This window comes from Paenibacillus sp. R14(2021) (genome assembly GCF_019431355.1).
Classification (GTDB): domain Bacteria; phylum Bacillota; class Bacilli; order Paenibacillales; family Paenibacillaceae; genus Paenibacillus_Z.
The window spans coordinates 1,701,284-1,725,477 of sequence record NZ_CP080269.1 but is presented as its reverse complement, the minus strand read 5'-3'; the positions used below and the strand labels follow the sequence as shown (position 1 = coordinate 1,725,477).

Sequence of the window (24,194 nt, the reverse complement as noted above, 5' to 3'; positions counted from 1 at the left end):
AGAGCTTTGTTGTATCCATCGATTGACGAAATGATGAAGAAAGTTGACAGCAAGTATTCCCTTGTTGTCGCGGCTTCCCGCCGTGCAAGAATGCTCCGTGACGGCAGCAAGACGGAAATTCGGTCTCCGAAGTCCCATAAGTACGTAGGCGTGGCGCTTGAAGAAATTTATCAGGATATCCTGGTTGTCGAAAGCACGCTGAACAAGAAAGACTAAGACGGATGCATGGCGAGAATAACAACCTTAGGGTTGTTATTTTTTTAACGTTTGAAAGAATATATGTTCGGCATATTTGAGATAAGGCGAGAGGAGAGGCTTTCCATGCTGCAGGGTAAAACCATTGTGCTTGGTATTTCAGGGGGAATCGCGGCGTATAAAGCAGCGACGATTTGCAGCAGGCTGGTGCAGGCAGGCGCGCAGGTGCGCGTTGTCATGACGGCATCCGCAACCAAATTCATATCGCCGCTGACGCTGCAAACGCTGTCCCGCCATCCCGTATATCTCGATACCTTTGATGAATTCGACCCCTCTGTCGTTGCACATATCGATTTGGCCGATAGTGCTGATCTCATGCTAATTGCGCCGGCGACGGCGAACATATTGGGGAAAATGGCGAATGGGCTTGCAGACGATATGCTAAGCACTACGCTGCTTGCGGCGACGGCGCCTGTAATCGTGGCACCGGCGATGAACGTGCATATGTACGCTCATCCTGCTGTGGAGCGGAATATGGCTGTGCTCGCTGAACGGGGCGTGCGTTTCGTGGAACCAGGGACGGGTCTGCTTGCATGCGGATATGTTGGCAAAGGGCGATTGTCGGAGCCGGAAGAGATTGTACTTGCTGTACAGCAATGGTTCGCTTCCAAGACGGAGCTGGAAGGCAAGTCCGTAGTGGTTACTGCTGGAGGTACGGTGGAACGGCTTGATCCTGTTCGTTTTTTAACCAATGATTCCTCGGGCAAAATGGGCTTTGCCATCGCGGAAGCCGCAGCTAATCGGGGGGCGAACGTCACGCTGATCGCAGCACGGACAACGGCGCCGCAGGTTGAAGGCTTTAACGTCGTTCATGTGGAATCCGCTGAACAAATGCTGGAGGCGGTATTGGAACGCTACGATTCGGCTGATATCGTAATTAAAGCGGCTGCGGTTGCCGACTACAGGCCTGTCGTGCAGGCAAGCAGCAAGATCAAGAAAAATGAAGAACGGCTGACGATCGAATTGGAGCGGACGACGGATATTCTGAAAACGCTGGGCGAGCGCAAGTCGCATCAGTTTCTGGTCGGATTCGCTGCGGAAACGGAACAAGTCGAGCGGTATGCCATGGACAAGCTTGTTCGCAAGAACGCGGATCTAATCGTCGCAAACGATGTTTCGAAGGACGGAGCGGGGTTTAACGTAGATACGAATGTCGTGCAGGTCTTCGGTGCGGAGGGTCTCGTTGAATCACTGCCGATGCTTCATAAACGGGAAGTAGCAGACCGTCTCATGTCTCGAATTGTGCAGCGGATGCAGGCGAGAGCGGCCGGGGAGGCCGCAAAATGATTGCAAAGGTCATCGTAGATGTGCCGAGCCGTGCGACGGATCGGCCTTTTGACTATGCAATTCCGGAGGATCTCATCGGCTGGGTGGAGGTCGGCAGCCGGGTCGGCGTGCCGTTCGGCGGCCGGGTACTCCAAGGCTTCGTGATCGGGATAGCCGAATTTGCCGATATCGAAGTGAAGAAGCTGAAGCCGATCGCGGAGCTCTTGGACCATCTTCCTCCGCTGTCATCCGATCTTGTGGAGCTGGCGCAGTGGATCAGCGATAAATACTGCTGCACGTTGACCGCAGCGCTTCAAGCCATGATTCCTTCTGCGCTGAAAGGCAAGGCGGATTCGATCGTGAGCTTGACTGAAGATTCGGAGGTGGACGGACTTAATGTCGTTCAGGACGATTCTGAGCCGTGGCTTGCTTTCATCAGGCAGAACGGCGGATCTGTCCGACTTGCGGCTTTGCAGGAACGGTTTCCCGGCTCCGCGGCTTCAATTAAAGCTGCGATTCAGCGCGGGACGCTGTCCGAGCAGGTGAAGATTCGCGATCGTCTTGCCGTTCGCAAGGTACTGACGGTATTTCCCCCGGAAGATAAACAGGCGGCTTCCGAGGCGCTTTCGGCTTCATCTACAAGGGCTGCGAAGCAGCAGGAAGTGCTTCGGTACATGCTGGCGAATCCGGTGCCGATTACGCTTGCCGCGCTTGCACTAGAGCTATCGACGACGTCTGGCACCATTAAGGCAGCGGCCGAGAAGGGCTGGGTTGCCATTCGCGAAACGGAGCAGCAGCGCGACCCGTATGCCGGACGCGATTTTAAACAGACGGAGCCGCTCCATCTAACGGAGGGGCAGCAGGCCGTTTACGAAGAGATTGCGGACGCGCTGGATCAGGAAATTTCCCGCGTGTTTCTGCTGCACGGCGTGACGGGCAGCGGTAAAACGGAAGTGTACCTGCAAACGATCGAGCGATGTCTCAATTATGAACGGCAGGCGATCGTCCTCGTACCGGAGATCGCGCTTACGCCGCAGATGGTGGAGCGCTTTAAAGGACGGTTCGGCGATGCAGTTGCCGTCATGCACAGTCGATTGTCGAGCGGAGAGCGTTACGATGAATGGCGCAAAATCCGCGAAGGCAGGGCGGAAGTCGTGGTCGGCGCGCGCTCGGCGATTTTTTCGCCATTCAAGCGCATCGGCTTGATTATCATCGATGAGGAGCATGAATCCTCCTATAAGCAAGAGGAGAGTCCCAAATATCACGCGAGGGATGTCGCGGTTTGGCGTGCAAGGCAGCACGGAGCTGCCGTGGTGCTCGGATCTGCTACTCCTTCTCTCGAAACATATGCGGCGGCTTCTGCGGCCAGAGCTTCTGAGCCGCAGTCAAATGCGAATGCAGCCGTCAAGCGAGGCGCTGCGCTTCTGCCTATGCCGACAAGGGTAGGCGGACGGCCGCTGCCGAAGGTTCATCTTGTGGATATGCGTGATGAGCTGAAGGGCGGCAATCGTTCCATGTTCAGCCGCCAGCTGCACGAGGCGCTGCTTCAGCGTCTGGAACGGGGGGAGCAATCCGTCCTGCTGCTCAACCGCAGAGGCTATTCGACGTTCGTCATGTGCCGCTCCTGCGGCTATACCGCGCAATGTCCGCATTGTGACATTTCGCTTACGTATCATCAGAAGTCGAAGGCGCTTCGCTGTCACTACTGCGGTCATGCCGAGCAGGCGCCGTCAGCATGCCCTTCGTGCGAGAGTGAGCATATCCGGTTCTTTGGAACGGGCACGCAGCGCGTGGAAGAAGAGCTGGCGAAGCTGTTCCCCGGTATTCGCGTCATTCGGATGGATGTCGACACGACGACGGAGAAGGGCTCTCATGAGAAATGGCTGACGATGTTCGGAGAGCGGCAGGCGGACGTGCTACTCGGCACGCAAATGGTGGCGAAAGGACTGGATTTTCCTTACGTTACGCTGGTCGGTGTCATTGCGGCGGATACGTCGCTCCATCTGCCGGATTTCCGGGCAGCCGAGAAGACGTTCCAGCTGCTTACGCAGGTGGCTGGGCGCGCTGGCAGGCATGAGCTGCCAGGAGAAGTAATCGTGCAAACCTACAATCCGGAGCATTATGCGGTCATAACCGCGAAGCATCATGATTATGATGCTTTCGTGCAGGAGGAGCTGAAGCATCGCCGCTTCATGTCCTATCCGCCTTACTGCCGGCTGATTCTGGTCACGCTGTCTCATGAACAGCTGGCACTTCTCATTACGACGGGAGAGAAGCTGGCTTCATCGCTTCGGGAGCTAGCGCAAGCCTCCGGCGTGGGAAGCTCCGACGACGGCGACGGCAGCCGGTTCATTGATATTTTGGGACCTGTTGCCTCGCCGATTCCCCGTATGAAAGATCGCTATCGATTTCAATGTATGATAAAATATCGGGGAAACGTTGGTGCCATTGACATTTTGAAGCAGGCGGTCGCCCATCTCTCGGGACCTCAAGGGCAGCCTCCGGTCCAATTGAGCATTGATGTCGACCCGCAAATGATTTTATAAGAAGCTGGCAGCTATTTCTGGGAGGTATATCCATGGCTATTCGATTGATTGTGCAAGATCCGGATCCGGTCCTTCGCGAGAAGGCGGTTGAAGTAACGAAATTTAATGCTAATTTGCATAAATTGCTTAACGATATGGCTCAAACGATGTACGATGCGGAAGGCGTAGGACTTGCCGCGCCGCAGGTCGGCATCTCCAAGAGAGTCATTGTCGTCGATGTGGGCGATGACCGTGGCTTGATCGAAATGGTGAACCCGGAGATCGTTGAATCCTCGGGCGAGCAGCTGGGGCCTGAAGGCTGCCTCAGCATTGCGAAGCTGAACGGAGACGTTCGCCGCGCACAGCATATCAAACTTAAGGGCTTCGACCGCAACGGCGCTCCATTTGAGATGGAAGCGGAGGATTTCCTTGCCCGCGCCTTCCAGCATGAGATCGATCATTTGAACGGGATTCTGTTCACAGATATCGCTGTGTCGATCTACGACATCAGCAATCGTCCCCATAAGGACGGAGAGTGACTGCATGCGCATTGTATTTATGGGAACGCCTGAATTTGCCGTACCGTCGCTCGAAGCCGTTCTGAATGGCGGCCACAGCGTCGAGCTGGTCATTACCCAGCCGGACCGCCCGAAGGGCCGCAAAAAAACGCTGACGCCGCCTCCTGTCAAGGAAGCGGCGCTTCTTCGCGGCTTGAAGGTCGAACAGCCGGAACGCCTGCGCGGATCAGAGACGGCAGCTAGAATTACGGAGCTGAAGCCCGATTTGATCGTAACCGCGGCTTATGGGCAGATTTTGCCGAAAGCCGTTCTGGATGTGCCGCGTCTAGGCTGTATCAATGTCCACGGCTCGCTGCTGCCGCATTACAGGGGCGGTGCGCCGATTCAGCGCGCCATTATCAATGGCGAGACGAAGACGGGCGTCACGATCATGTATATGGCAGAAGGGTTGGATACCGGAGACATGATCAGCGTCGTCGAAGTGCCGATTGCGGATGAGGATACGTCCGGCACCCTCTTCGAGAAGCTGACGGATGCGGGAGCAAAGCTGCTTGCTGAGACGCTGCCGGCCATCGAAGCTGAAACTGTAAGGGCGGTGCCGCAAAATAACGAAGAAGCGACGTACGCGCCGAATTTGACCCGCGAGGATGAGCGTATTGACTGGAGCCGTCCGGCACGCGCCATCTACAATCAGGTGCGCGGATTGTCACCGATGGCTGGCGGCTTCACGATCTGGAACGGGGAGCCGTTTAAAGTCTGGGGCTGCACGCCAAGTAAAGACAACAGCTATTCGGCTGCACCAGGAGAAGTGGTGGCGGCTTCCGATGAAGGCATCGTCGTTCAAACCGGAACGGGCACGCTCCTGCTGACGGTCATTCAGCCTGCCGGCAAGAAGGCGATGAATGCCGCTGAGTGGCTAAAGGGCGCGCGGCTTGCGCCTGGAACCGTCTTTGGCGGCGGAGGTGAAGCATGAGCACAGATACGAAAGGGCAGGGAGCCGGAACGAAAGGAGCGGTGCGCGGTTCGAAGCCGGGCAACGACAGACCTTTCGCGAAGAAGGGGCATAAGCCGAGCTATAACACGAGTAAAAAGCCGGGCGGCGCTGCCTCGAAATCCGGCGGCAAGCCAGGAGTCAAGCCCCAGCCGAGACGCAAGACTGCCCGCGAGGTTGCGCTGGATACACTTGTCAAGGTTGCGGAAGCAGGGGCATATAGCAATCTGCAGCTTAACCGCGCGCTGCAGGATGCGGAGCTGTCCAGGCAGGATGCGGGACTCGTGACGGAACTCGTATACGGCACGATTCAGCATCAACGGCTGCTCGATGAGCGGCTTAATGGGCTGATTACGAAAGGCTTTCACAAATTAACGCCTTGGGTGCTAGCGCTGCTTCGGATGAGCGCGTATCAGCTGCTGCTGCTGGACCGCATTCCTCCTCATGCGGCCGTTAATGAAGCGGTGGTCATCGCCAAGCGGCGAGGCCACAGCGGAATTTCGGGCATGGTCAACGGCGTTCTTCGTAATATGGAACGCAGCCTTGCGGAGCTGAAGCAGCCCATCGAGCTGGCGGATCCCGTGAAGCGGATCGGAATTAATTATTCCTATCCCGATTGGCTGGTCAAGCGCTGGATCGACAGCTACGGCGAAGAAGCCGCGGAGCAAATCTGCGCAGCCGGCAACGAGCCTCCGCACAGCAGCCTGCGAGTGAATCCGCTGAAGCTGTCCCGTGACAGCGCGCTGAGGCTCCTCGCCGAGGAAGGCTATGATGCATCGCCCTCTGCGTTTGTCGCCGAGGCCGTCGTCGTGAGCGGAGGCGGTAACCTTGCACAGTCCAGCGGTTACGGCAAAGGTTTATGGACGCTTCAAGACGAAAGCTCCATGCTGGTCGCCGATGTCTGCGCGCCGGCACCCGGCATGCGCGTGCTAGATTGCTGTGCAGCACCCGGCGGAAAAACAACTCATCTGGCTGAGCTGATGGGTGACAAGGGCGAGGTAATCGCAAACGATGTTCATCCGCATAAGAAGCAATTAATCGACGCGCAAGCGGAACGACTCGGACTACGAATCGTTCAGGCGGTAACAGGCGATGCCATGGATCTTCCGCAGCGATACGCGCCGGAGAGCTTCGATGTCGTGCTGCTGGATGCGCCATGCTCGGGCTTTGGCGTCATTCGCCGCAAGCCGGAGATCAAGTGGACGAAGTCGGAAATCGACGTTGCCGCGATCGCGGAAATGCAGGCTGAGCTGCTGAATGAAGCGGCGAAGCTCGTTCGTCCCGGTGGAACGCTCGTGTACAGCACGTGCACAATCGAACGGGAAGAGAACGAGGAGCAGGTAATGAAATTTCTGCAGCGCCACGAATCCTTTAGTCTGGATGTGCAGTGGCCGGAGCAGGTCATACAGCCGCTGAGCGCAAAAGGCGCTGTCGGCGAAGACTTTGGCGGCATGGTGCAGCTGCTGCCGCAGCAATTCGGCAGCGACGGATTCTTCATTGCCCGAATGAGGAGGCAGTCCTAGTAACTAATATGTGATCCAAACGCGCCCGTATCAGGTCCAAAGTGGCCTGTTATGGGCGTTTGTGGTAAAGTAAAAGATGGCGGTCTGTATGCGTAAGACGCCATAAAACTAATTTCCAAGAAACAGGTGTTTAAAACGATGAAACCGTTCATCTACGACTATACGCTGGAACAGCTTCAAGATTGGATGAAAGAAAACGGCGAATCCGCGTTTCGCGGCACGCAAGTATTTGAATGGATCTATGTGAAACGCGTGAAGAGCTTCGAAGACATGAGCAACTTGTCCAAGCCGCTTCGCCAGAAGCTGGAAGAGCATTTTTCTTTTGTTACGCTTAGCGAAATTACGCGGTTCGAATCCAAGGACGGTACTGTGAAATTTCTGTTTGGCCTGCATGATAACCATGCGATCGAAACGGTCATCATGCGTCATAATTACGGCAACAGCGTCTGCGTCACCACACAGGTTGGCTGCAGAATCGGTTGCACCTTCTGCGCCTCTACGCTTGGCGGGCTCAAACGCAATTTGACGGCAGGCGAGATCGTCGCTCAAGTCGTTGTTGCGCAGCAAATGCTGGATGAGACGAACGAACGCGTCTCCAGCATCGTCATCATGGGCTCAGGCGAACCATTCGAGAACTACGATGCGACAATGACCTTCCTTCGACTGATGATCCATGAGAAGGGCCTCAATATCGGTCAGCGTCACATTACCGTCTCTACAAGCGGAATCGTGCCGAGCATGTACAAATTCGCGGAGGAGAACACGCAGATCAATCTGGCGATTTCCATCCATGCGCCGAATGATAAGCTGCGTTCTAAGCTGATGCCCGTTAACCGTCGTTTTCCATTCGAGGAAGTGATCGAAGCCTGCCGTAATTACATTGCGAAGACGGGACGGCGCATTACGTTCGAGTACGCTTTAATTGGCGGCGTCAACGACCAAAGCGAGCATGCGGAAGAGCTTGCTCAAGTACTGCAAGGGATGCTCTGCCACGTTAATTTGATTCCGGTCAATCACGTGCCGGAGCGGGATTACGTGCGGACGCCGCGTGAGCAAATTTTTGAGTTCCATCGTATTTTGGAGAAGAACAAAATTAATGCAACGATCCGCAGAGAACAAGGACATGACATCGCAGCGGCTTGCGGACAACTACGCGCTAAACATATGGAGTCTACGGCGGGGTGATCAGTTGTGAAAATAGCTTTGCGAAGTGATATCGGAAAAGTTCGACTCGTTAATGAAGACCGGGTCTGGTCCGAAGTACTGGAACCCGGTCTAGTCGTTGCTATCGTGGCCGACGGCATGGGCGGCCACCAGGCAGGGGAAGTGGCAAGCCAGCTTGCCGTCGACACGTTTCGTGAAGCGCTGAATGGCTCGACGGCGGCGTTGCCGTTCGAAGAGCGCAAGACGCTGATCAGCCAGGCTATTTTGCAGGCCAACGAAATCGTGTTTGACATGGCATCCAACAATGAACAGTACTATAATATGGGAACGACGGTCGTTGCGGCGCTGCTGTCCGAGGATAATGCCATCATCGGCCATATCGGGGACAGCCGCGCTTACCAATGGCGGGATGGCAAACTGATGCTGAGGACGGAAGATCACACGCTAGTGAACGAACTGGTGAAATCCGGTCAAATTACGCCGGAAGAAGCGCAGAATCATCCACGCCGCAATGTGCTGACACGGGCGCTGGGCACGGATGAGCAGGTAGAGGTCGACGTCAAGGGCATTTCCTGGATGAAGGACGATCTGCTGTTACTTTGCAGCGATGGGCTGTCCGATATGATCAGCACGGCTGCGATCGTCGAAACGCTGCAGCAGGATGAATTGGATTTGGATCAAAAAGCGGATAGACTCGTACAGCTTGCGCTGCAGGCCGGAGGAGACGACAATATTACGGTCATTCTGCTGCATCATGCCGAAGACACAGAGCTTGAGGGGTGATCGACATGATTGGACATGAATTAAGCGGAAGGTACGAAATTATTACGCGTATTGGCGGAGGCGGGATGGCGCTTGTCTATAAAGCGCATGATGTCCTGCTGAACCGAAAAGTCGCGGTGAAAGTGCTGCGGCAGCAGTTTGTGCATGACGAGGAGTTTATTCGCCGTTTCAGACGCGAAGCGCAGTCGGCAGCAGCTTTATCGCATCCCAATGTCGTAAGCATTTACGATGTCGGTCAGGAAGACGATACGCATTATATCGTCATGGAATACATCGAAGGTAACAATCTCAATGAAATCATCAAGGAGCGTGCTCCTCTGCAGGCGGAGGAAGCGATTAGGGTCGCAATCCAAATCTGCGATGCTTTGGAGCATGCCCATCATAACCAAATTATCCATCGCGATATTAAGCCTCATAATATTCTTATCGGCAAGAACGGGCGCGTGAAGGTGACGGATTTCGGGATTGCCCGTGCCGTGACTTCTTCGACGATTACGCAAACCGGATCCATGGTCGGCTCGGTGCATTATTTCTCGCCGGAGCATGCCAAGGGGAGCGCTACAGGCGAGAAATCGGATCTTTACTCGCTGGGCATCGTACTCTATCAGATGGTGACGGGGAAGCTGCCGTTTCTCGGCGAAAGTCCGATCAGCATTGCGCTGAAGCATTTGCAGGAGCATTTCGCTGAACCGAAGGAGCTTAACCCGTACATACCTCAGAGCGTGGAGAATGTCATTCTGAAGGCGATGCGCAAAAATCAGAACGAACGTTACGCCTCTGCTTCCGAGATGCTGCTCGATCTGGAAACCTGCCTCCAGCCTGAACGCTTGAAGGAGCCTAAGATTGAATTCAGCAATCCGGATCTTGACGAAACCCGGGTCATGCCTGCCATACGCGGCAGCATCGCAGACACGCTGGCAGGTACGGTCGTGAGTTCCAAGCCGGAGAAGCTTCAAACCGCCGGCGCAGACGAGAAGGACAAAGAGCCTGATGACCGCTGGGACTCCAGTAAATTGGAGGAAAGCCCTGGCAAGCGCAAATGGGTTAAGCCCGTCGTCACGGTCGCTTCGACGCTGGTTATAATCGCGCTCGTGTATTGGGGAGCTATGACGGTGCTGGGCTGGTTCGATATCGAAGAGGTGGACGTGCCTTATGTCGTCAACATGACGGAGACTGAGGCTCGAACGACGCTTGTCCAGGCGGGATTGAAAGTTGAAGAACCCACGATGTACACCGATAAGGAAGGCATTCCAAAGGATACGGTGTACGAACAGTCCAAGGCCAATCAACGCGTCAAAGTCGGCTCGTTTATCAAGCTGTACGTAAGTACGGGGCCCAAGCTTTCACAGGCTGCTGATTACACCGGCAAATCGTACGAGGACACGGTATCAGCGCTTGTTGCGCTGGGCGTGGACGAAGACAATATTGATAAAACGCCCGCTTTCAGCGATGAAGCGCCTGGGACGATCCTGGATCAGACGCCCAAAGCCGGAGAGGACTACGATCCCAAGAAAGCGAAGTTCAACTTCACGGTCAGCCAGGGTAAAGAAACCTTCCCGATGCCGAGTCTAATCGACAAGTCGGAAGCGGAAGCCGTCGCGCTGTTGCAATCCAAGGGACTCGTTATCAACGAGACGGATATTGTACGCGAGGCGAGCTATAAGGAGAAGGGCACGGTAATCGCCCAGTATCCGTATGAACCGAACGCGGAGGTAACCAAAGGAGCGGCAATAACGCTGACCGTCAGTTCCGGCTTGCCGGAAGATGCGCTGGAATACACGTTCAATATCGTGATCTCGCCTGCGAAGGCGGGCAAGTCGAGCGAGATTCGCATCGTATACAGCGATGCCCGCGGCCAGAACATTGAAGCCGTCAAGCGGAAAATCAAAGACACGCAAACCTTCCCTGTTAAGGTTGTTCTGGATCCGAATACCGAAGCGATGGTCACGATTTATCGGGATAATGAATTTACCGACACATTCTCTAAGACGTACGATGAAGTGAAATCAGGCGCCGAATCAACGCCGGAAACAATACCCGGCGACGAAGAGCCGCCGCCTGATCAACCGGCACTAACTGAGGAGAATCCAACGGATGGCAATACAACCACAAACAATCAGCAATAAGGGAATAAAGTCCGGACGTATTATTAAAGCGTTGAGCGGCTACTATTATGTACGTCCGCTTGATGCGGCTGCGGATTCAGTGCCCTTGCAATGCAGGGCGCGCGGGATATTCAAGAAACGCGGCGAATCTCCGCTTGTCGGTGACGTCGTGGATTTTGAAGAAACGGAGAATGGCGAGGGTGCCGTTAACGTCATCATGCCGCGCAGCTCGGAGCTGATCCGGCCGCCTGTTGCGAACGTGGATTTGGCTGTTTTGGTCTTCTCCGTTACGGAGCCGGTACTCAACTTGCAGCTGCTCGACAAGTTCTTGGTTCATATCGAACATGCCGGAATCGATGCTGTGCTCTGTTTAAGCAAACAAGACTTGGCAGAAAATGGCGAAGAGACCGAGGAAGCGAAGCGGGCGATGAGCGACGTGCTCCGCATCTACGAGCCGATCGGCTACGAGGTTCTTGTCACCAGTTCGAAGCAAGGCGAGGGCACCTCGGCGCTCAAGGAACGGCTGCAGGGTCATTTGGCCGTATTTGCCGGTCAATCCGGCGTTGGGAAATCCTCGCTGCTAAATGCACTCGTTCCGGGGCTTACGCTTGAAACGAATGCGATCAGCAACCGGCTCGGCCGAGGCAAGCATACGACAAGGCATGTTGAGCTGATCGATATCGGCGGCGGCTTCGTTGCGGATACGCCCGGCTTCAGCCAATTGGATTTCGCGGAACTCGGCATCGAAGAATTAGGCAGCTGTTTCCGTGAGATGCGGGAATTATCGTCTTCCTGCAAATTCAGAGGCTGTACCCATATTCATGAACCCGAATGCGCCGTTCTTGCTGCATTAGAGAAGGGTGAAATCGCACAAAGCCGTCACGCCAACTACATGCTGTTCATGGCGGAAATGAAAGAAAAAAAGCGGAGGTACTGAAATGTCGATTATAGCACCATCGATCCTGTCCGCGAATTTTGCGGCATTAGCAGAAGATATTAAAGACGTTGAACGTTCCGGGGCAGATTGGATTCATATCGATGTCATGGACGGCCATTTTGTGCCGGTACTTACGTTCGGCCCAATGGTCATTCAAGCGGTAAGAGCGACAACTGAGCTGCCATTTGATGTGCATCTCATGATTGAGCAGCCAGAGCTGCATATTCCAGCCTACGTTGCGGCGGGTGCTGACCGCATCACGGTCCATGCGGAAGCGTGCGTGCATCTTCACCGTGTCATTCACCAAATCAAAGAAGCAGGGCTTCCAGCAGGAGTCGCGCTCAACCCGGCGACACCGATTCATGTGCTGGAAAACGTCATTGATGACATCGATATGATTCTCATCATGACGGTAAATCCGGGCTTCGGCGGTCAGAAATTCATTACGCAGTCACTGAACAAGATCCGTCAGCTTCGCGAGCTTCTCACTTCTCGCGGACGAGGCGATATGCTTATTCAAGTTGACGGAGGCATTAATTCGACAACCGCGCCGCTTGTGCGCGAGGCAGGTGCAGATGTGTTTGTTGCCGGCAACGCGGTATTCACCGAGCAAGATCGTGCCGCAGCAATCGCTGCACTGCGTTAGGAAACCGTAAGTATGGGGGAACAGTTAAAGAAGGCGATTCTCGTCATTTTTTACAGTGCAGGGAGCGGCATAATGCTGTTTCTCTTCACAGTCGTGAAGAACGTGTCCAACCTGCTCTTCTCGCTGCTGGCCATCGTGATTGCGGTGCACTTCTTCAAGAGGTCCTCATCGACGCGTTCGCGGGTGGTATTTATCGTGTTGGCCGTACTCTATTTCTTGATCTGCGTGCTCATACACGCCATGATTACGGCCGCTAAGACAGCTTCACATTGAGGACCGGGGTATCTGCCGCGTCCGAGGGGTTTGGAATAGGACAGTCCATATGCGCATAGGATGGTTACATGAACGAACGTTCCTGTAGCCATTTTTTTATGGGCGAAAATGCGGCGCGGGAGCTGTTACGGATGTTTATGGATTGCTTCCGAAGAGAGTTCTCTGCCTGCAGAAGCTCCTTCAAAGAAGTAACAGCAAACTCTTAGGAGGGGTGGAGCATGAAATTTTATACGATCAAGCTGCCGAAGTTTTTGGGTGGCTTTGTGAAGGCGATTCTGAATACGTTCCAGAAGAGCTAGCGGCCCGTGCGGGGCAGCAAGCGAAGGAAAGCTTCACCCACTTATGCAGCATCCTGAGCACAGAACGCAGCCTGACGTCCCGCTGTATTCTGTGCTTAGACATGCAAAAAAGCACCTGATTTCATCAGGTGCTTTTTGTCCATGGCTGTATGCCCTTATACACGAGTTACTTTGCCGGATTTAAGAGCACGCGTGCTGACATAAACGCGTTTAGGTTTGCCGTTAACAAGAATTCTAACCTTCTGAACGTTAACGCCCCAAGAGCGGCGGGTTTTGTTGTTGGCGTGCGAAACATTGTTCCCAACACCTGGGCCTTTGCCCGTGATGAAACATTTGCGAGACATGGAATACACCTCCCTTGAAGAATCACTGCAAACAAACAGACTTCAATATTGTAGCATATGTATCAGCTTTCATCAAGCGTATGTCAATGAACGATAAAGATACCTAGGGCTACGATAATGGTGAAAATGGTCGAGAAAGGGGTGCTGGACTTCTAAATCGTCCAATTTTATAGTACAATGTGGATTAGTCCATAATAATAACGGTGAAGGAGTGGTATTCCATGCCCCTGCAGATTCAATCCGCACTCGGAAACGTATATATAACCGACCATGTGATTTCTGTCCTAGCCGGCTCAGCGGCAATGGATTGTTATGGACTGGTAGGTATGGCATCGAGAAAGCAGCTCAAAGACGGAATTACCGAACTGCTTGGGCGAGATAATCTGTCGCGCGGTGTTGAAGTCCACCGAGAGAACGATTACTTACACATAGATTTATACATCATCGTGAGCTACGGCACAAAAATTTCCGAGGTCGCACATAACATTCAGTCAAAAGTGAAATATGTGATGAACGAGGTTGTCGGCGTCAAGGTAGACGTTGTCAATATTTTTGTCCAAGGCGTGCGGGTATCTCGGTAGGAAGGGGTAATCATGTTTGACTAAACGCTTGATTGACGGTTCGGAATTTACGGCAATGGTATTGAGCGGAGCCGACAGCTTGCTCCGAAACGAAGAACGTATTAACGCGTTGAATGTATTCCCTGTTCCAGATGGAGATACGGGATCTAATATGAATTTAACGATGGCCTCCGGAAAAAGGGAGCTGCAAAAAAATCCGCATCCAGCAGTGGGCAAAGTCGCGGAAGCGCTTTCTAAAGGGCTTCTGATGGGTGCGCGCGGCAATTCCGGCGTCATTTTGTCCCAATTGTTTAGAGGATTCGCAAAAAGTATCGCTGGCTGCGAGCATATCGACGCCCAGCAATTCGCCGCGGCGCTGCAGAATGGTGTCGATATGGCTTACAAAGCCGTCGTCAAGCCGGTGGAAGGAACGATTCTCACGGTTGCAAAAGACACGGCAAAGCATGCGGTAGCGATCGCCAAGCGAAACACGGATATGACGGAGCTTGTCCGGGAAGTTTGTTTGCGTGCGAATGAATCACTGGCGAGAACGCCTGACCTGCTGCCGGTACTAAAGCAAGTCGGCGTCGTCGATTCCGGCGGTCAGGGATTGGTTTGCCTATATGAGGGGTTTCTTAGCAGCCTCATCTCAGAACGAAACGGGTTCGAACAAATGCAGGGACACACGCAACCGTCAATCCCGGTTGCTTTCCCGAAAGCCCCTGCACTTAGACCGGCGGCAGTTCAACCGCCGCAGAGACATACGAATGCCCCGCACGGGAGTGCGCAATCCAAGCTTGCAACGGAGCATATCGAGTTTTTGTACGATATGGAGTTCTTCATTAATCGCAAGCAGGCAGGACGTACTGGACTGCGCTTCGACGAAGCCTTGTTTAAGGGCATGCTGAGCCGTGACGGAGATTCCATACTCGTCATCGTTGATGACGAGATAATCAAGGTGCATGTGCATACGCGCAAGCCGGGCGATGTACTTAACTATGCGCTGCCATACGGCGAATTGACAGAGATTCATATTCTGAACATGCGCGAGCAGCATCGTGACCTGCTGCACGAGGAAGAGCAGGCGGCAAGTACGAGCGGTGTTCAAGCTCTCGCGGCGGAAGTGCTTCCCGAAACGGCTGTTGTGGAGGAAGCGGCGCTTGGCTTGGCGGTATCTGAAGTGCTTACCGGTGCGCCGGCCGATGCCATATCGGCTGAGCAGGCTCATGAATGGGCGCCGTTTGGTCTCATTGCAGTCGGCATGGGGGAAGGCATTCAATCCATATTCCTCGACAATAATGTTGACATCATGCTGTCCGGTGGACAAACGATGAATCCGTCAACAGAGGATTTCGTGACTGCGATCGAATCACTTGCAGCGGAGCATATCTATTTGCTGCCGAATAACAGTAACATTATTTTGGCGGCTCAGCAGGCGGCTGAGCTCAGCGAACGCCACGTCACGGTGATTGGAACGAAGAATATCCCGCAAGGACTCGCAGCAGTTCTGGCCTTTAAGGAAGAAGAACCGGCGGAAGTGAATACGCAGGCGATGAACGAAGCCATTGGGCGCGTGCGTTCCGGTCAAGTCACGACCGCGGTTCGCAATACGGCGATCGATGATATTACCATTCAAGAAGGCGATTATATCGGAATTCTGGAGAAGACGATCGTGACAGCCTCGCCGAGTTTGCAGGACGCCTGTCGCGAGCTTCTGGCCCGGATGCTTGAAGACGGCGGAGAATTAGTGACCGTGCTGACGGGCGACCAAGCGAAACCGTCCGATACGGATGAGTTTACGGCATGGGCGAAAGCGCAGTTCCCGGATGCGGAATTCGAGGTTCATGCAGGCGGCCAGCCTTTATATCCTTACTTGATTGCAGTTGAATAGGAGGTGTACGGGTGAGCGCAGTTAAAATCGTAACAGACAGTACGGCAGACGTTCCGAAACGGGTTAAAGAGCAATATGGAATCGAAGTCGTGCCGCTTAAAGTCATATTCGGCGATGAAGATTTTTTGGACGGCGTTACGATTACGAACAGCCAATTTTACGATCGGCTTACGTCCTCCGCCGCGCTTCCTACGACGTCGCAGCCTTCGCCGATCGAATTTACCGAAATGTACGAGCGCATGAACAAGCAATATGCGGATTCGCCGATCATATCGGTTCATCTCTCCTCGGCGCTGAGCGGCACCTACCAATCCGCGCTGCTCGGCTCGACGTTGATGGAAGAGTCGGGGGACATTACCGTCATTGATTCGAAATCTGCTTCGTACGGCATAGGCATGCTGGCGGTTAAAGCGGCGGAAATGGCTGCTGTAGGAGCATCCAAAGCGGACATTATCGCCAAGCTTGAATTCATGATCGAGGATTCCCGTGTGTACTTTCTTGTGGACACGCTGGAATACCTGCAGAAGGGCGGACGAATCGGCAAAGCTGCGGCACTGCTCGGTTCCATTCTTAATATAAAGCCGATTCTAACCATTGATAAGGATGGCGAGGTTTCCGCGATCGATAAGGTTCGCGGCACCAAGAAAGCGATGCAGCGCATGATCGATCTGCTGAAACAGGACTTTGGCAGCGATCCCGTCGATATGACGATCGGTTGGACGCAGAAGAAGGAGCTTGCGCTGGAGCTAGGTGTGCTTGCGCAAGGGCAGCTGAACATACGCAGCATCGGACAGACAGAGATCGGAGCCGTGATCGGCACGCATGCCGGCCCCGGAGCCGCGGCCTTATTTATAACGCGAGTGTGAGGTAATGGGTATGAAGCTGGATGAAATCGCGGTCCGGCAAATGAAAGGCGTGAGTGCTCAGAAGGAACAGGAGCTTCACGCCTTTGGCGTTCATACGATCGCAGATTTGCTGGACTATTTTCCGTTTCGGTACGAAGATTACCGGATACGGAATTTGGGGGAATTGAAGGACGGCGAGAAAGCAACCGTCGAAGGTAAAATCATGGGCAATCCGATCCTGCAGCGCTTCGGGCGCGCTAAAACACGCTTGACCTGCAAAATCGCAATCGAGAACGTGCTGATCACTGCCGTTTGGTTCAATCGGCATTTTCTGCAGGAGCAGCTTGTACCCGGGCGGGATATCGTTTTGACGGGCAAGTGGGAGCAGCACCGGCTGCAGATGACGGTCTCGGAATCGGAATTTCCCGATAAAGGCAAAGCGCGTTCAGGCACGCTGCAGTCCGTGTACTCCGTTGGGGGCAGTGTAACGCAGCCTTGGATGCGCAAGACGATCGCTCAGGCACTGCTGCAGTACGGTCCCATGGTGGAGGAAATTCTGCCGGTGGAGCTGATGGACAAGTACGGCTTCATGCTGCGCCGGGAAGCGGTGATGCATATTCACCAGCCGGATGACATCATGCAGGGGCAAGCTGCCCGGAGGAGACTCGTATACGAGGAGCTCTTCTTGTTTCAGCTGAAGCTGCAGGCTTACCGCTCACTGAACCGCAAACGGTTGGACGGCATTGCGCATGTCGTCGATGCGGAGTCGATCCGCGTCTTCTCGCGTACGCTGCCCTTCGAGCTGACGGATTCGCAGAAGAAGGTCGTCAATGAAATTCTGATCGATATGCGCTATCCTTCCTGCATGAATCGGCTGCTGCAGGGCGATGTCGGCTCAGGCAAGACGGTCGTTGCCGCAATCGCTTTGTTTGCGGCCGTTAAAGCGGGCCACCAGGGTGCGCTGATGGTGCCGACGGAGATACTTGCGGAGCAGCATCACCGCTCCCTACAGAAGCTTCTGGGGGGCGTAGGGCTTGAAGTCGCTCTGTTAACAGGGAGCTTGACCGAGAAGAAGCGGCGCGAGGTGCTTGCCGGCCTGCAGATGGGGCTTATCGATGTCATCGTCGGCACGCAGGCAATCATTCAAGACGGGGTTCATTTCCGCAGCTTGGGTCTTGTCGTTACGGATGAGCAGCATCGCTTCGGCGTCAATCAGCGCAGCGTCCTGCGGCGCAAGGGTTTGAACCCGGACGTGCTTACCATGACGGCTACGCCGATTCCGCGCACGCTGGCGATTACTGCCTTCGGTGACCTGGATGTATCTACGCTGAAGGAGCGGCCGAACGGGCGCAAACCGATTCAGACCAATTGGGTGAAGCACAATATGCTGGACCGTGTGCTCGGCTTCATACGACGAGAAGTGGAAGCTGGGCGGCAGTGCTACTTTATTTGCCCGTTAATCGAAGAGTCGGACAAGCTGGATGTGCAGAATGCGATTGATCTGCATATTCAGATCCAGCAGGCGTTCCCGGATCTGCGCGTTGGCCTTCTGCACGGCCGGTTATCGACCGCGGATAAGGATGACGTGATGCGGGCGTTCAGCGATAATGAAGCGCAGGTGCTTGTGGCGACGACGGTCGTGGAGGTTGGCGTCGACGTACCGAATGCGACGCTTATGGTCATCATGGATGCGGAACGGTTCGGTCTGTCCCAGCTGCATCAGCTGCGGGGCCGGGTAGGCCGCGGCGAGCACCAGTCCTATTGCGTCTTGATCGCGGATCCCAAATCGGAGACCGGCCGGGAGCGAATGAAAATCATGACAGAAACAGATGACGGCTTTGAGGTATCGCGACGGGACTTGGAGCTCCGCGGACCCGGGGACTTCTTCGGGACGAAGCAGAGCGGGGTGCCGGATTTCAAGCTGGCGGATATGGCAGCTGATTTCGGCACGCTGGAGGATGCGCGCGACGACGCGGCGGACCTTACGGGCAGAGCGGATTTCTGGACGGGAGCGCCTTATGCGCGACTGCGGGACGTGCTTCGCAAAGAGCAACTTTTTCAAGGGGAACTTCTGGACTAGTTTTGAAAGCTGGATTGCCGGCATATAGTACAATTATAAGAGACCAGCGGGAGCTGCTGCCTGAAACGTATGGCTTCTTGAAGCTGGACGGAGGTGCTATAACCGGAGATGAGCTACACAAAATTCGGCATTCGGCCTGAGCTGGTCGAGCGCGTTAAAGTGAAGATGAAGAACCCTGTCACGAAGGACCGTCTCAAGATGCTGCTTAATGGCGTCACCAAATATGATCTGCAGGATCGCACGAAGGTACGTAAGCTGGTTCGCATGTCGGCCGGCATTATGCAGGAGTCCTTGACGGAGCAGCAGGAAGAACAATTGATTGCCTTTGTAATCGCGCAGAAGATTGATCCATCGAATACGCTGCATTTAATCAAATTATGGGCGATGTTCCGCTGATCCTTTGGGATCGGCTTTTTTTTTTGCTTGCTTAAATTCGCGATTGCAAGGGTGCTATGCAAGTTGGGTCATTAATAGAGACATTGCCAACCCGGATACATCCTACATGTCGGGCACTAAGTTTCCAATTATTATTATGGGTACCTTAGTGTTTTTTATATTTTGTGACATACGACACTTTATCATACAACAGCCATTATAGATTAGGCTAAAAATCGCCGCTCCGTTTTGTCTTTACCGCTAAAGTAAACGATATCAACTCTGTATTACAATAAATATATCAGATAAGTTAATACCAATCTGAAGCCAAGGGATGTAGGCTTGGGAGGAATTATTGTGGATGTTGAGCGTCTGGAAAAGACATTAATAGAAATCAATGAATTTGGTAATACGGACAAAGGAGTAACCCGGTTGGCCTATTCCTTGATTGAGCGGCAAGCAGTTGAGCGGTTTTCCAGTCTTTGCGAACAAGCGGGAATGACGGTCCGGATGGATCCATGTGGGAATTTGATAGCCCGGCGCGAAGGCATTCATCCGGATTGGCCGGCTGTAGCAATCGGTTCGCATCTGGATACGGTAATTCAGGGCGGCAAATATGACGGCGCTTTAGGAGTTGTGGCAGCTCTTGAGGTTATACGCAGTTTGAATGATCACGGTGTCGAAACGGAGTATCCTATTGAGATCATAGCGTTCGCCTGTGAAGAATCGTCCAGATTCGGCGTTTCTACGGTCGGAAGCAAAGCAATGGCAGGTGTTTTAAATAAAGAGCTCATCAGTGGATTAAAGGATAAAGAAGGCCTGTCTGTGGCGGAAGCATTCTCAAAATGCGGTCTGCATTTCGAAGTTGTCGAGCAAAGCACCCGTTCAAAAAAGGAATTGAAAGCGTTTTTTGAACTGCACATAGAGCAAGGACCCGTATTGGAAAACGAAGGAAAGCAAATTGGTATTGCAACGGGAATTGCAGCCCCGTCACGCTATGAAATCAACGTGCAAGGTCATGCCTCCCACTCGGGTACAACGCCGATGAACAGCCGCAAGGATGCATTTTTGGGCGCTGCTGAAATTGCGCTGGAGCTTGAGAAGGCGGCAAATATGGAAAACGCTTACGGAACCGTGGCGACTGTTGGCATGTGTGAAGTAAAGCCAGGCGCAATGAATGTGGTTCCCGATGCTGCGGAATTGAAGCTGGATATACGTGGTACGTCCATCGAATCTAAAAACAGAGTGATAAATAGATTATTTGATGCTATACACGAAACGAAGAAAACAAGGGGACTCCAAATATCGATAAATGAGTTAAGCAATGAGATTCCAGTCATTCTGAGCGACGAATTGATTGAATCTCTGGGCAAGATTTGTGAGCAAGAGAGGTTCTCCTATAAGCGAATGCCAAGCGGCGCAGGGCATGATGCGATGAATATGGCTTTGCTGTGTCCCACTGGGTTGATTTTCGTTCCTTCCAAGAACGGGATCAGCCATCACCGTGATGAGTATACGCCGTTAGATCAAATCGTTGCGGGCGTTACTCTATTAGAAAAAGCAATATTGAAATGGGCTGGCGCTTCTAGAAAAAATATGGAAGGAAATAGAAGGGAGAGAGTTTTATGATCGCAGCTAATGTACGGGTTTTATCGAACGTACAGGTAAGCAAGCGTTATTGGCATATGGTAGTTGATTCATCCGGGATTCAAGAGGACATAAAACCTGGACAGTTTTTTAATCTGAAGTGCGGCAGTGAGTTGGATCCCTTTTTACGGCGTCCGTTTAGCATTTATCGGATTAACAAAGAGGAGCAAACGATCGAGTTTTTGTATCTTGTCAAGGGGGAAGGCACGCAAAGAATGACCCGAATTCCCGCGGGAGATCAAGTCGATGTGTTTGGTCCCCTCGGGGAAGGTTTCACGATCAAGAAGGAATGGGATACGATCTTGCTAGTTGCCAGAGGTGTTGGAATCGCCACACTGGCTGCATTGGTACAGGAAGCTGCCCAAAAACAGGTGAAATGCATTGCCATTTTAAGTGCCAGAAGTCAGAATGATCTGCTCGCAACAGAAGCATTGGAGCAACTGGGTGCGAAAATATACAAGGTTACAGAAGAAGAAAAAACAAGCGGTGTGGAGTATGTAGGCAGCCTGATGAATCAGATGATAAGCGAACAGGATGTTAAGGCGCTATTTACGTGCGGCTCTAAACGACTCTCCATATTAACACAACAGCTTGCTGAAGAGCATAAGCTTCCGGGCCAAATTGCAATGGAAGAGCATATGGCATGCGCAATGGGTGTTTGTTTTGCCTGTGTATGTGACATTAGGGAAGAAGGTACGATACGGTCGGTGCGGGTTTGTAAAGAAGGACCAGTATTTGATTTAGATAAGGTGGTGCTCGTATGACAAATGTGAATCTGGGCGTTAGAATTGGCAGTCTTTATTTGAACAACCCGATCATGCCGGCCTCCGGTGCTTTCGGGGAAGAAATGGAACAATTGTTTGACTTTAACCTACTTGGAGCAGTAGTTCCCAAAAGTATCACGAAATATCCGAGGGGTGGAAATGCCACGCCGCGGGTATGTGAAGTTACAGGCGGGATGATTAATTCAATTGGCATACAAAGTAAAGGGATTGATTATTACCTTAAACATACCATACCCTACTACCGGAAATATCATACGCCTTTGATCTCTAGTATTTCAGCGGATTCCGTTGAAGAATATGTTGAAATGACGGAGATTATCGGAAGGGCCGAAGGGGTGGCGGCGATTGAATTGAATATCTCTTGTCCGAATTTAAAAGGAAACGGACATGCCTTTGGCATGGACCCGGAGTTGTCTTACCAGTTGGTTAAAAAGTCCAAAGCTGTTACGGATAAGCCGATTATTGCCAAACTGACACCCAACGTGACAAGTATTCAGGAGATTGCACTAGCCTGTGATAAAGCAGGGGCTGACGGCCTGAATGTAGCCAATACGATACTGGCTATGGCTATTGATATTCATTCACGGACTCCAAAAATCGGCAATGTCATGGGCGGAATATCCGGACCTGCCATTAAACCGATTATTGTGCGCATGATCTATCAGGTTCGCCAAGTTACCAATCTCCCGATCATCGGATGCGGGGGTGTTATGAAGTGGGAAGACGCAGTAGAAATGATCTTGGCAGGTGCGACGGCCATACAGGTCGGAACGGCCAGCTTCATTAACCCCCTTGCCATGGTGGATATTTTGGAAGGGATCCAAAGCTATATGAAGGCTTACGGAGTCGAAGATATTAATGATCTTATCGGAAAAGTTATCATTCCCAACCATGAAGTAGAAGTTTATCAGCTTTGATCATGCTTGCCGTGCGTTTATATCGGGAAGGAGTAGTGAGTCATGCACTGGGATCACATTATTAGGAACGGAAAAATAGTCACGCCGCATGAAATATATGAAGCCGATATTTATATCCAGAATGGAAAGATTGCAGCGATTTCTCAAGCCATGCTGGAAGGAACCGCTGAAGTCGAGACCGATGCCTCCGGGCGTTACGTATTGCCGGGCCTAATGGACACGCACGTTCACTCTAGAGATCCAGGCGCGACGCATAAAGAAGACTTTTATCATTCAACAAGAGCCGCCGCAGCTGGTGGCATAACAACGATATTTGAAATGCCTAATACCTCGCCTCCCCTTAACAATGTGGAGAATTTTCATAAGCAGGCAGCCAATCTTCAGGAAAAAGCACATGTGAATTTTGGCTTATGGGGAATATGTCTGGGAAGCTTGAATCTGAATGATCTTCAGGGCCTGAATGAAGCTGGCGTCATAGGTTTTAAATATTTCTGGGGCTATGCCATTAACAAAAAAACGTTTCAACTCGTGTACAACTATACGCCTGATATGAATGATGTTATCCCTCCCTGTCACGATGGAGAAGTCTATGAAATGTTTGAAGAAGTATCGAAAACCGGTAAAGTTTTTGCTATTCATGCGGAAAATAATAATTTGATCAATCTACTGACTGAACGAGTAAAACAAAGCGGCCGAACGGATTATGACGCTTTGGTTGAGGGAAGACCTAATTTGGCCGAAGAATTAACGGTACAGACAGGCATTTCCTTTGCCAAAACAACAGGCGCGCGCCTTCACATTCTTCATGTCAGTACGGCCGAAGCCGTGGAACTGATTGGCTGCGCCCAACGGGAAGGGCTTCCGATTACAGCGGAGACCTGTCCGCAGTATTTATTTTTAACAAATCAGGATTACGAGAAGATCGGCACTGCGATGAAAATATATCCGCTTGTCAAGTTTCAAAAAGACCAGGACCGGATATGGAATGGTATTTCAGAAGGTGTAATTACGGTCGTGTGTTCAGATCATGCACCGCACACGGAAGAAGAAAAGAATGGGGATTTGTGGTCTGTTCCCGCTGGTTCGTGCGGTGTGGAAACGCTTGTTCCGTTAATGCTGGATGCGGTTTCTAAGAACAAATTGTCCTTACAACAGGCAGCAGCATTGCTGTCTGAAAATCCAGCAAAGCAGTACGGAATCTATCCGCAAAAAGGGGCATTGCAGGTCGGCTCCGATGCAGATATTACCATTGTAGATATGGAAAAGGAAGCAGAAATCAAAAAGGAACATTTGCACAGTAAGACAAAGGTGTCGGCTTTTGACGGCTTCAAAGTAAAAGGTATGCCAGTAGCAACGATTGTCGGTGGAAAAGTCGTCATGAAAGATGGTCATATTGTAAGCGGACCAGTCGGAACCTTGGTAACACCCAATAAATAGTGTTCTAGACAACCTATGTAGGAGGAAA

The 24,194-nt window shown here is 52.5% G+C and carries 23 protein-coding genes; 22 read left to right on the top strand and 1 reads right to left on the bottom strand.

Annotated elements, in window-relative coordinates; translation table 11 throughout:
- Nucleotides 1-6: 6 nt before the first annotated feature.
- The 13 genes from rpoZ to spoVM all read left to right on the top strand — a co-directional run bounded on the left by rpoZ (nt 7) and on the right by spoVM (nt 13,285).
- Nucleotides 7-216 carry a DNA-directed RNA polymerase subunit omega gene (gene rpoZ, locus KXU80_RS08250; protein ID WP_219837732.1) on the top strand — a complete coding sequence of 70 codons (210 nt, stop codon included), beginning with the start codon at nt 7-9 and terminating at the stop codon, nt 214-216.
- A gap of 105 nt (nt 217-321) precedes the next feature.
- Nucleotides 322-1,542 carry a bifunctional phosphopantothenoylcysteine decarboxylase/phosphopantothenate--cysteine ligase CoaBC gene (coaBC, locus tag KXU80_RS08245; RefSeq protein ID WP_219837731.1) on the top strand — a complete coding sequence of 407 codons (1,221 nt, stop codon included), beginning with the start codon at nt 322-324 and terminating at the stop codon, nt 1,540-1,542.
- Nucleotides 1,539-4,067, top strand: coding sequence for a primosomal protein N' (gene priA, locus KXU80_RS08240; RefSeq protein WP_219837730.1), 2,529 nt, complete (start codon nt 1,539-1,541; stop codon nt 4,065-4,067). Before coaBC ends, priA begins: the two co-directional genes overlap by 4 nt.
- A 32-nt stretch (nt 4,068-4,099) precedes the next feature.
- Nucleotides 4,100-4,585 (top strand): peptide deformylase, encoded by a 486-nt coding sequence (gene def, locus KXU80_RS08235; protein WP_219837729.1) that lies wholly within the window; start codon nt 4,100-4,102, stop codon nt 4,583-4,585.
- 4 nt (nt 4,586-4,589) lie between these two features.
- Nucleotides 4,590-5,537: a methionyl-tRNA formyltransferase gene (fmt, locus tag KXU80_RS08230; protein ID WP_219837728.1), complete on the top strand. Its 948-nt coding sequence runs from the start codon at nt 4,590-4,592 to the stop codon at nt 5,535-5,537.
- Nucleotides 5,534-7,078, top strand: a complete 1,545-nt coding sequence (gene rsmB / locus KXU80_RS08225) for a 16S rRNA (cytosine(967)-C(5))-methyltransferase RsmB (protein ID WP_219837727.1) — start codon at nt 5,534-5,536, stop codon at nt 7,076-7,078. The genes fmt and rsmB overlap by 4 nt, the downstream gene beginning before the upstream one ends.
- A 138-nt stretch (nt 7,079-7,216) precedes the next feature.
- Nucleotides 7,217-8,263 carry a dual-specificity RNA methyltransferase RlmN gene (gene rlmN / locus KXU80_RS08220; protein ID WP_219837726.1) on the top strand — a complete coding sequence of 349 codons (1,047 nt, stop codon included), beginning with the start codon at nt 7,217-7,219 and terminating at the stop codon, nt 8,261-8,263.
- Nucleotides 8,264-8,269: 6 nt separating this feature from the next.
- Nucleotides 8,270-9,025 (top strand): Stp1/IreP family PP2C-type Ser/Thr phosphatase, encoded by a 756-nt coding sequence (locus KXU80_RS08215; protein WP_219837725.1) that lies wholly within the window; start codon nt 8,270-8,272, stop codon nt 9,023-9,025.
- 5 nt (nt 9,026-9,030) lie between these two features.
- Nucleotides 9,031-11,151, top strand: a complete 2,121-nt coding sequence (gene pknB / locus KXU80_RS08210) for a Stk1 family PASTA domain-containing Ser/Thr kinase (protein WP_219837724.1) — start codon at nt 9,031-9,033, stop codon at nt 11,149-11,151.
- A gap of 4 nt (nt 11,152-11,155) precedes the next feature.
- A complete protein-coding gene (gene rsgA, locus KXU80_RS08205; RefSeq protein ID WP_219838934.1) occupies nt 11,156-12,067 on the top strand; it encodes a ribosome small subunit-dependent GTPase A in 912 nt (303 codons plus the stop codon).
- A 1-nt stretch (nt 12,068) separates the two neighbouring features.
- The gene (gene rpe / locus KXU80_RS08200) at nt 12,069-12,713 is read left to right on the top strand and encodes a ribulose-phosphate 3-epimerase (protein WP_219837723.1); all 645 of its coding nucleotides are present in this window, start codon (nt 12,069-12,071) and stop codon (nt 12,711-12,713) included.
- 12 nt (nt 12,714-12,725) lie between these two features.
- Entirely contained in the window at nt 12,726-12,986 is a 261-nt protein-coding gene (locus KXU80_RS08195) for a hypothetical protein (protein WP_219837722.1), read from the top strand.
- Nucleotides 12,987-13,204: 218 nt separating this feature from the next.
- Nucleotides 13,205-13,285: a stage V sporulation protein SpoVM gene (spoVM, locus tag KXU80_RS08190; protein ID WP_040711006.1), complete on the top strand. Its 81-nt coding sequence runs from the start codon at nt 13,205-13,207 to the stop codon at nt 13,283-13,285.
- Between the two features lie 155 nt (nt 13,286-13,440).
- Here the strand turns inward: spoVM and rpmB are convergent, their stop codons facing one another.
- Complete coding sequence (gene rpmB / locus KXU80_RS08185) at nt 13,441-13,629, bottom strand: 50S ribosomal protein L28 (RefSeq protein ID WP_219837721.1); 189 nt, start codon at nt 13,627-13,629, stop codon at nt 13,441-13,443.
- A gap of 221 nt (nt 13,630-13,850) precedes the next feature.
- Between rpmB and KXU80_RS08180 the strand changes: the two genes are divergently transcribed.
- The 9 genes from KXU80_RS08180 to allB all read left to right on the top strand — a co-directional run bounded on the left by KXU80_RS08180 (nt 13,851) and on the right by allB (nt 24,166).
- On the top strand, nt 13,851-14,210 hold the full coding sequence (locus tag KXU80_RS08180) for an Asp23/Gls24 family envelope stress response protein (RefSeq protein ID WP_219837720.1): 360 nt from the start codon (nt 13,851-13,853) through the stop codon (nt 14,208-14,210).
- Between the two features lie 55 nt (nt 14,211-14,265).
- Nucleotides 14,266-16,080 (top strand): DAK2 domain-containing protein, encoded by a 1,815-nt coding sequence (locus KXU80_RS08175; protein ID WP_219838933.1) that lies wholly within the window; start codon nt 14,266-14,268, stop codon nt 16,078-16,080.
- Between the two features lie 11 nt (nt 16,081-16,091).
- Complete coding sequence (locus KXU80_RS08170) at nt 16,092-16,946, top strand: DegV family protein (RefSeq protein ID WP_219837719.1); 855 nt, start codon at nt 16,092-16,094, stop codon at nt 16,944-16,946.
- Nucleotides 16,947-16,956: 10 nt separating this feature from the next.
- Nucleotides 16,957-19,005, top strand: a complete 2,049-nt coding sequence (gene recG, locus KXU80_RS08165; protein ID WP_219837718.1) for an ATP-dependent DNA helicase RecG — start codon at nt 16,957-16,959, stop codon at nt 19,003-19,005.
- Nucleotides 19,006-19,113: 108 nt separating this feature from the next.
- A complete protein-coding gene (locus KXU80_RS08160; protein ID WP_219837717.1) occupies nt 19,114-19,401 on the top strand; it encodes a stage VI sporulation protein F in 288 nt (95 codons plus the stop codon).
- Between the two features lie 336 nt (nt 19,402-19,737).
- The gene (locus tag KXU80_RS08155; RefSeq protein WP_308858209.1) at nt 19,738-21,009 is read left to right on the top strand and encodes a Zn-dependent hydrolase; all 1,272 of its coding nucleotides are present in this window, start codon (nt 19,738-19,740) and stop codon (nt 21,007-21,009) included.
- Entirely contained in the window at nt 21,006-21,791 is a 786-nt protein-coding gene (locus KXU80_RS08150; protein ID WP_258171318.1) for a dihydroorotate dehydrogenase electron transfer subunit, read from the top strand. Before KXU80_RS08155 ends, KXU80_RS08150 begins: the two co-directional genes overlap by 4 nt.
- Nucleotides 21,788-22,729, top strand: a complete 942-nt coding sequence (locus KXU80_RS08145) for a dihydroorotate dehydrogenase (RefSeq protein ID WP_219837716.1) — start codon at nt 21,788-21,790, stop codon at nt 22,727-22,729. Before KXU80_RS08150 ends, KXU80_RS08145 begins: the two co-directional genes overlap by 4 nt.
- A gap of 42 nt (nt 22,730-22,771) precedes the next feature.
- Nucleotides 22,772-24,166, top strand: coding sequence for an allantoinase AllB (gene allB, locus KXU80_RS08140; protein WP_219837715.1), 1,395 nt, complete (start codon nt 22,772-22,774; stop codon nt 24,164-24,166).
- Nucleotides 24,167-24,194 lie beyond the last annotated feature (28 nt).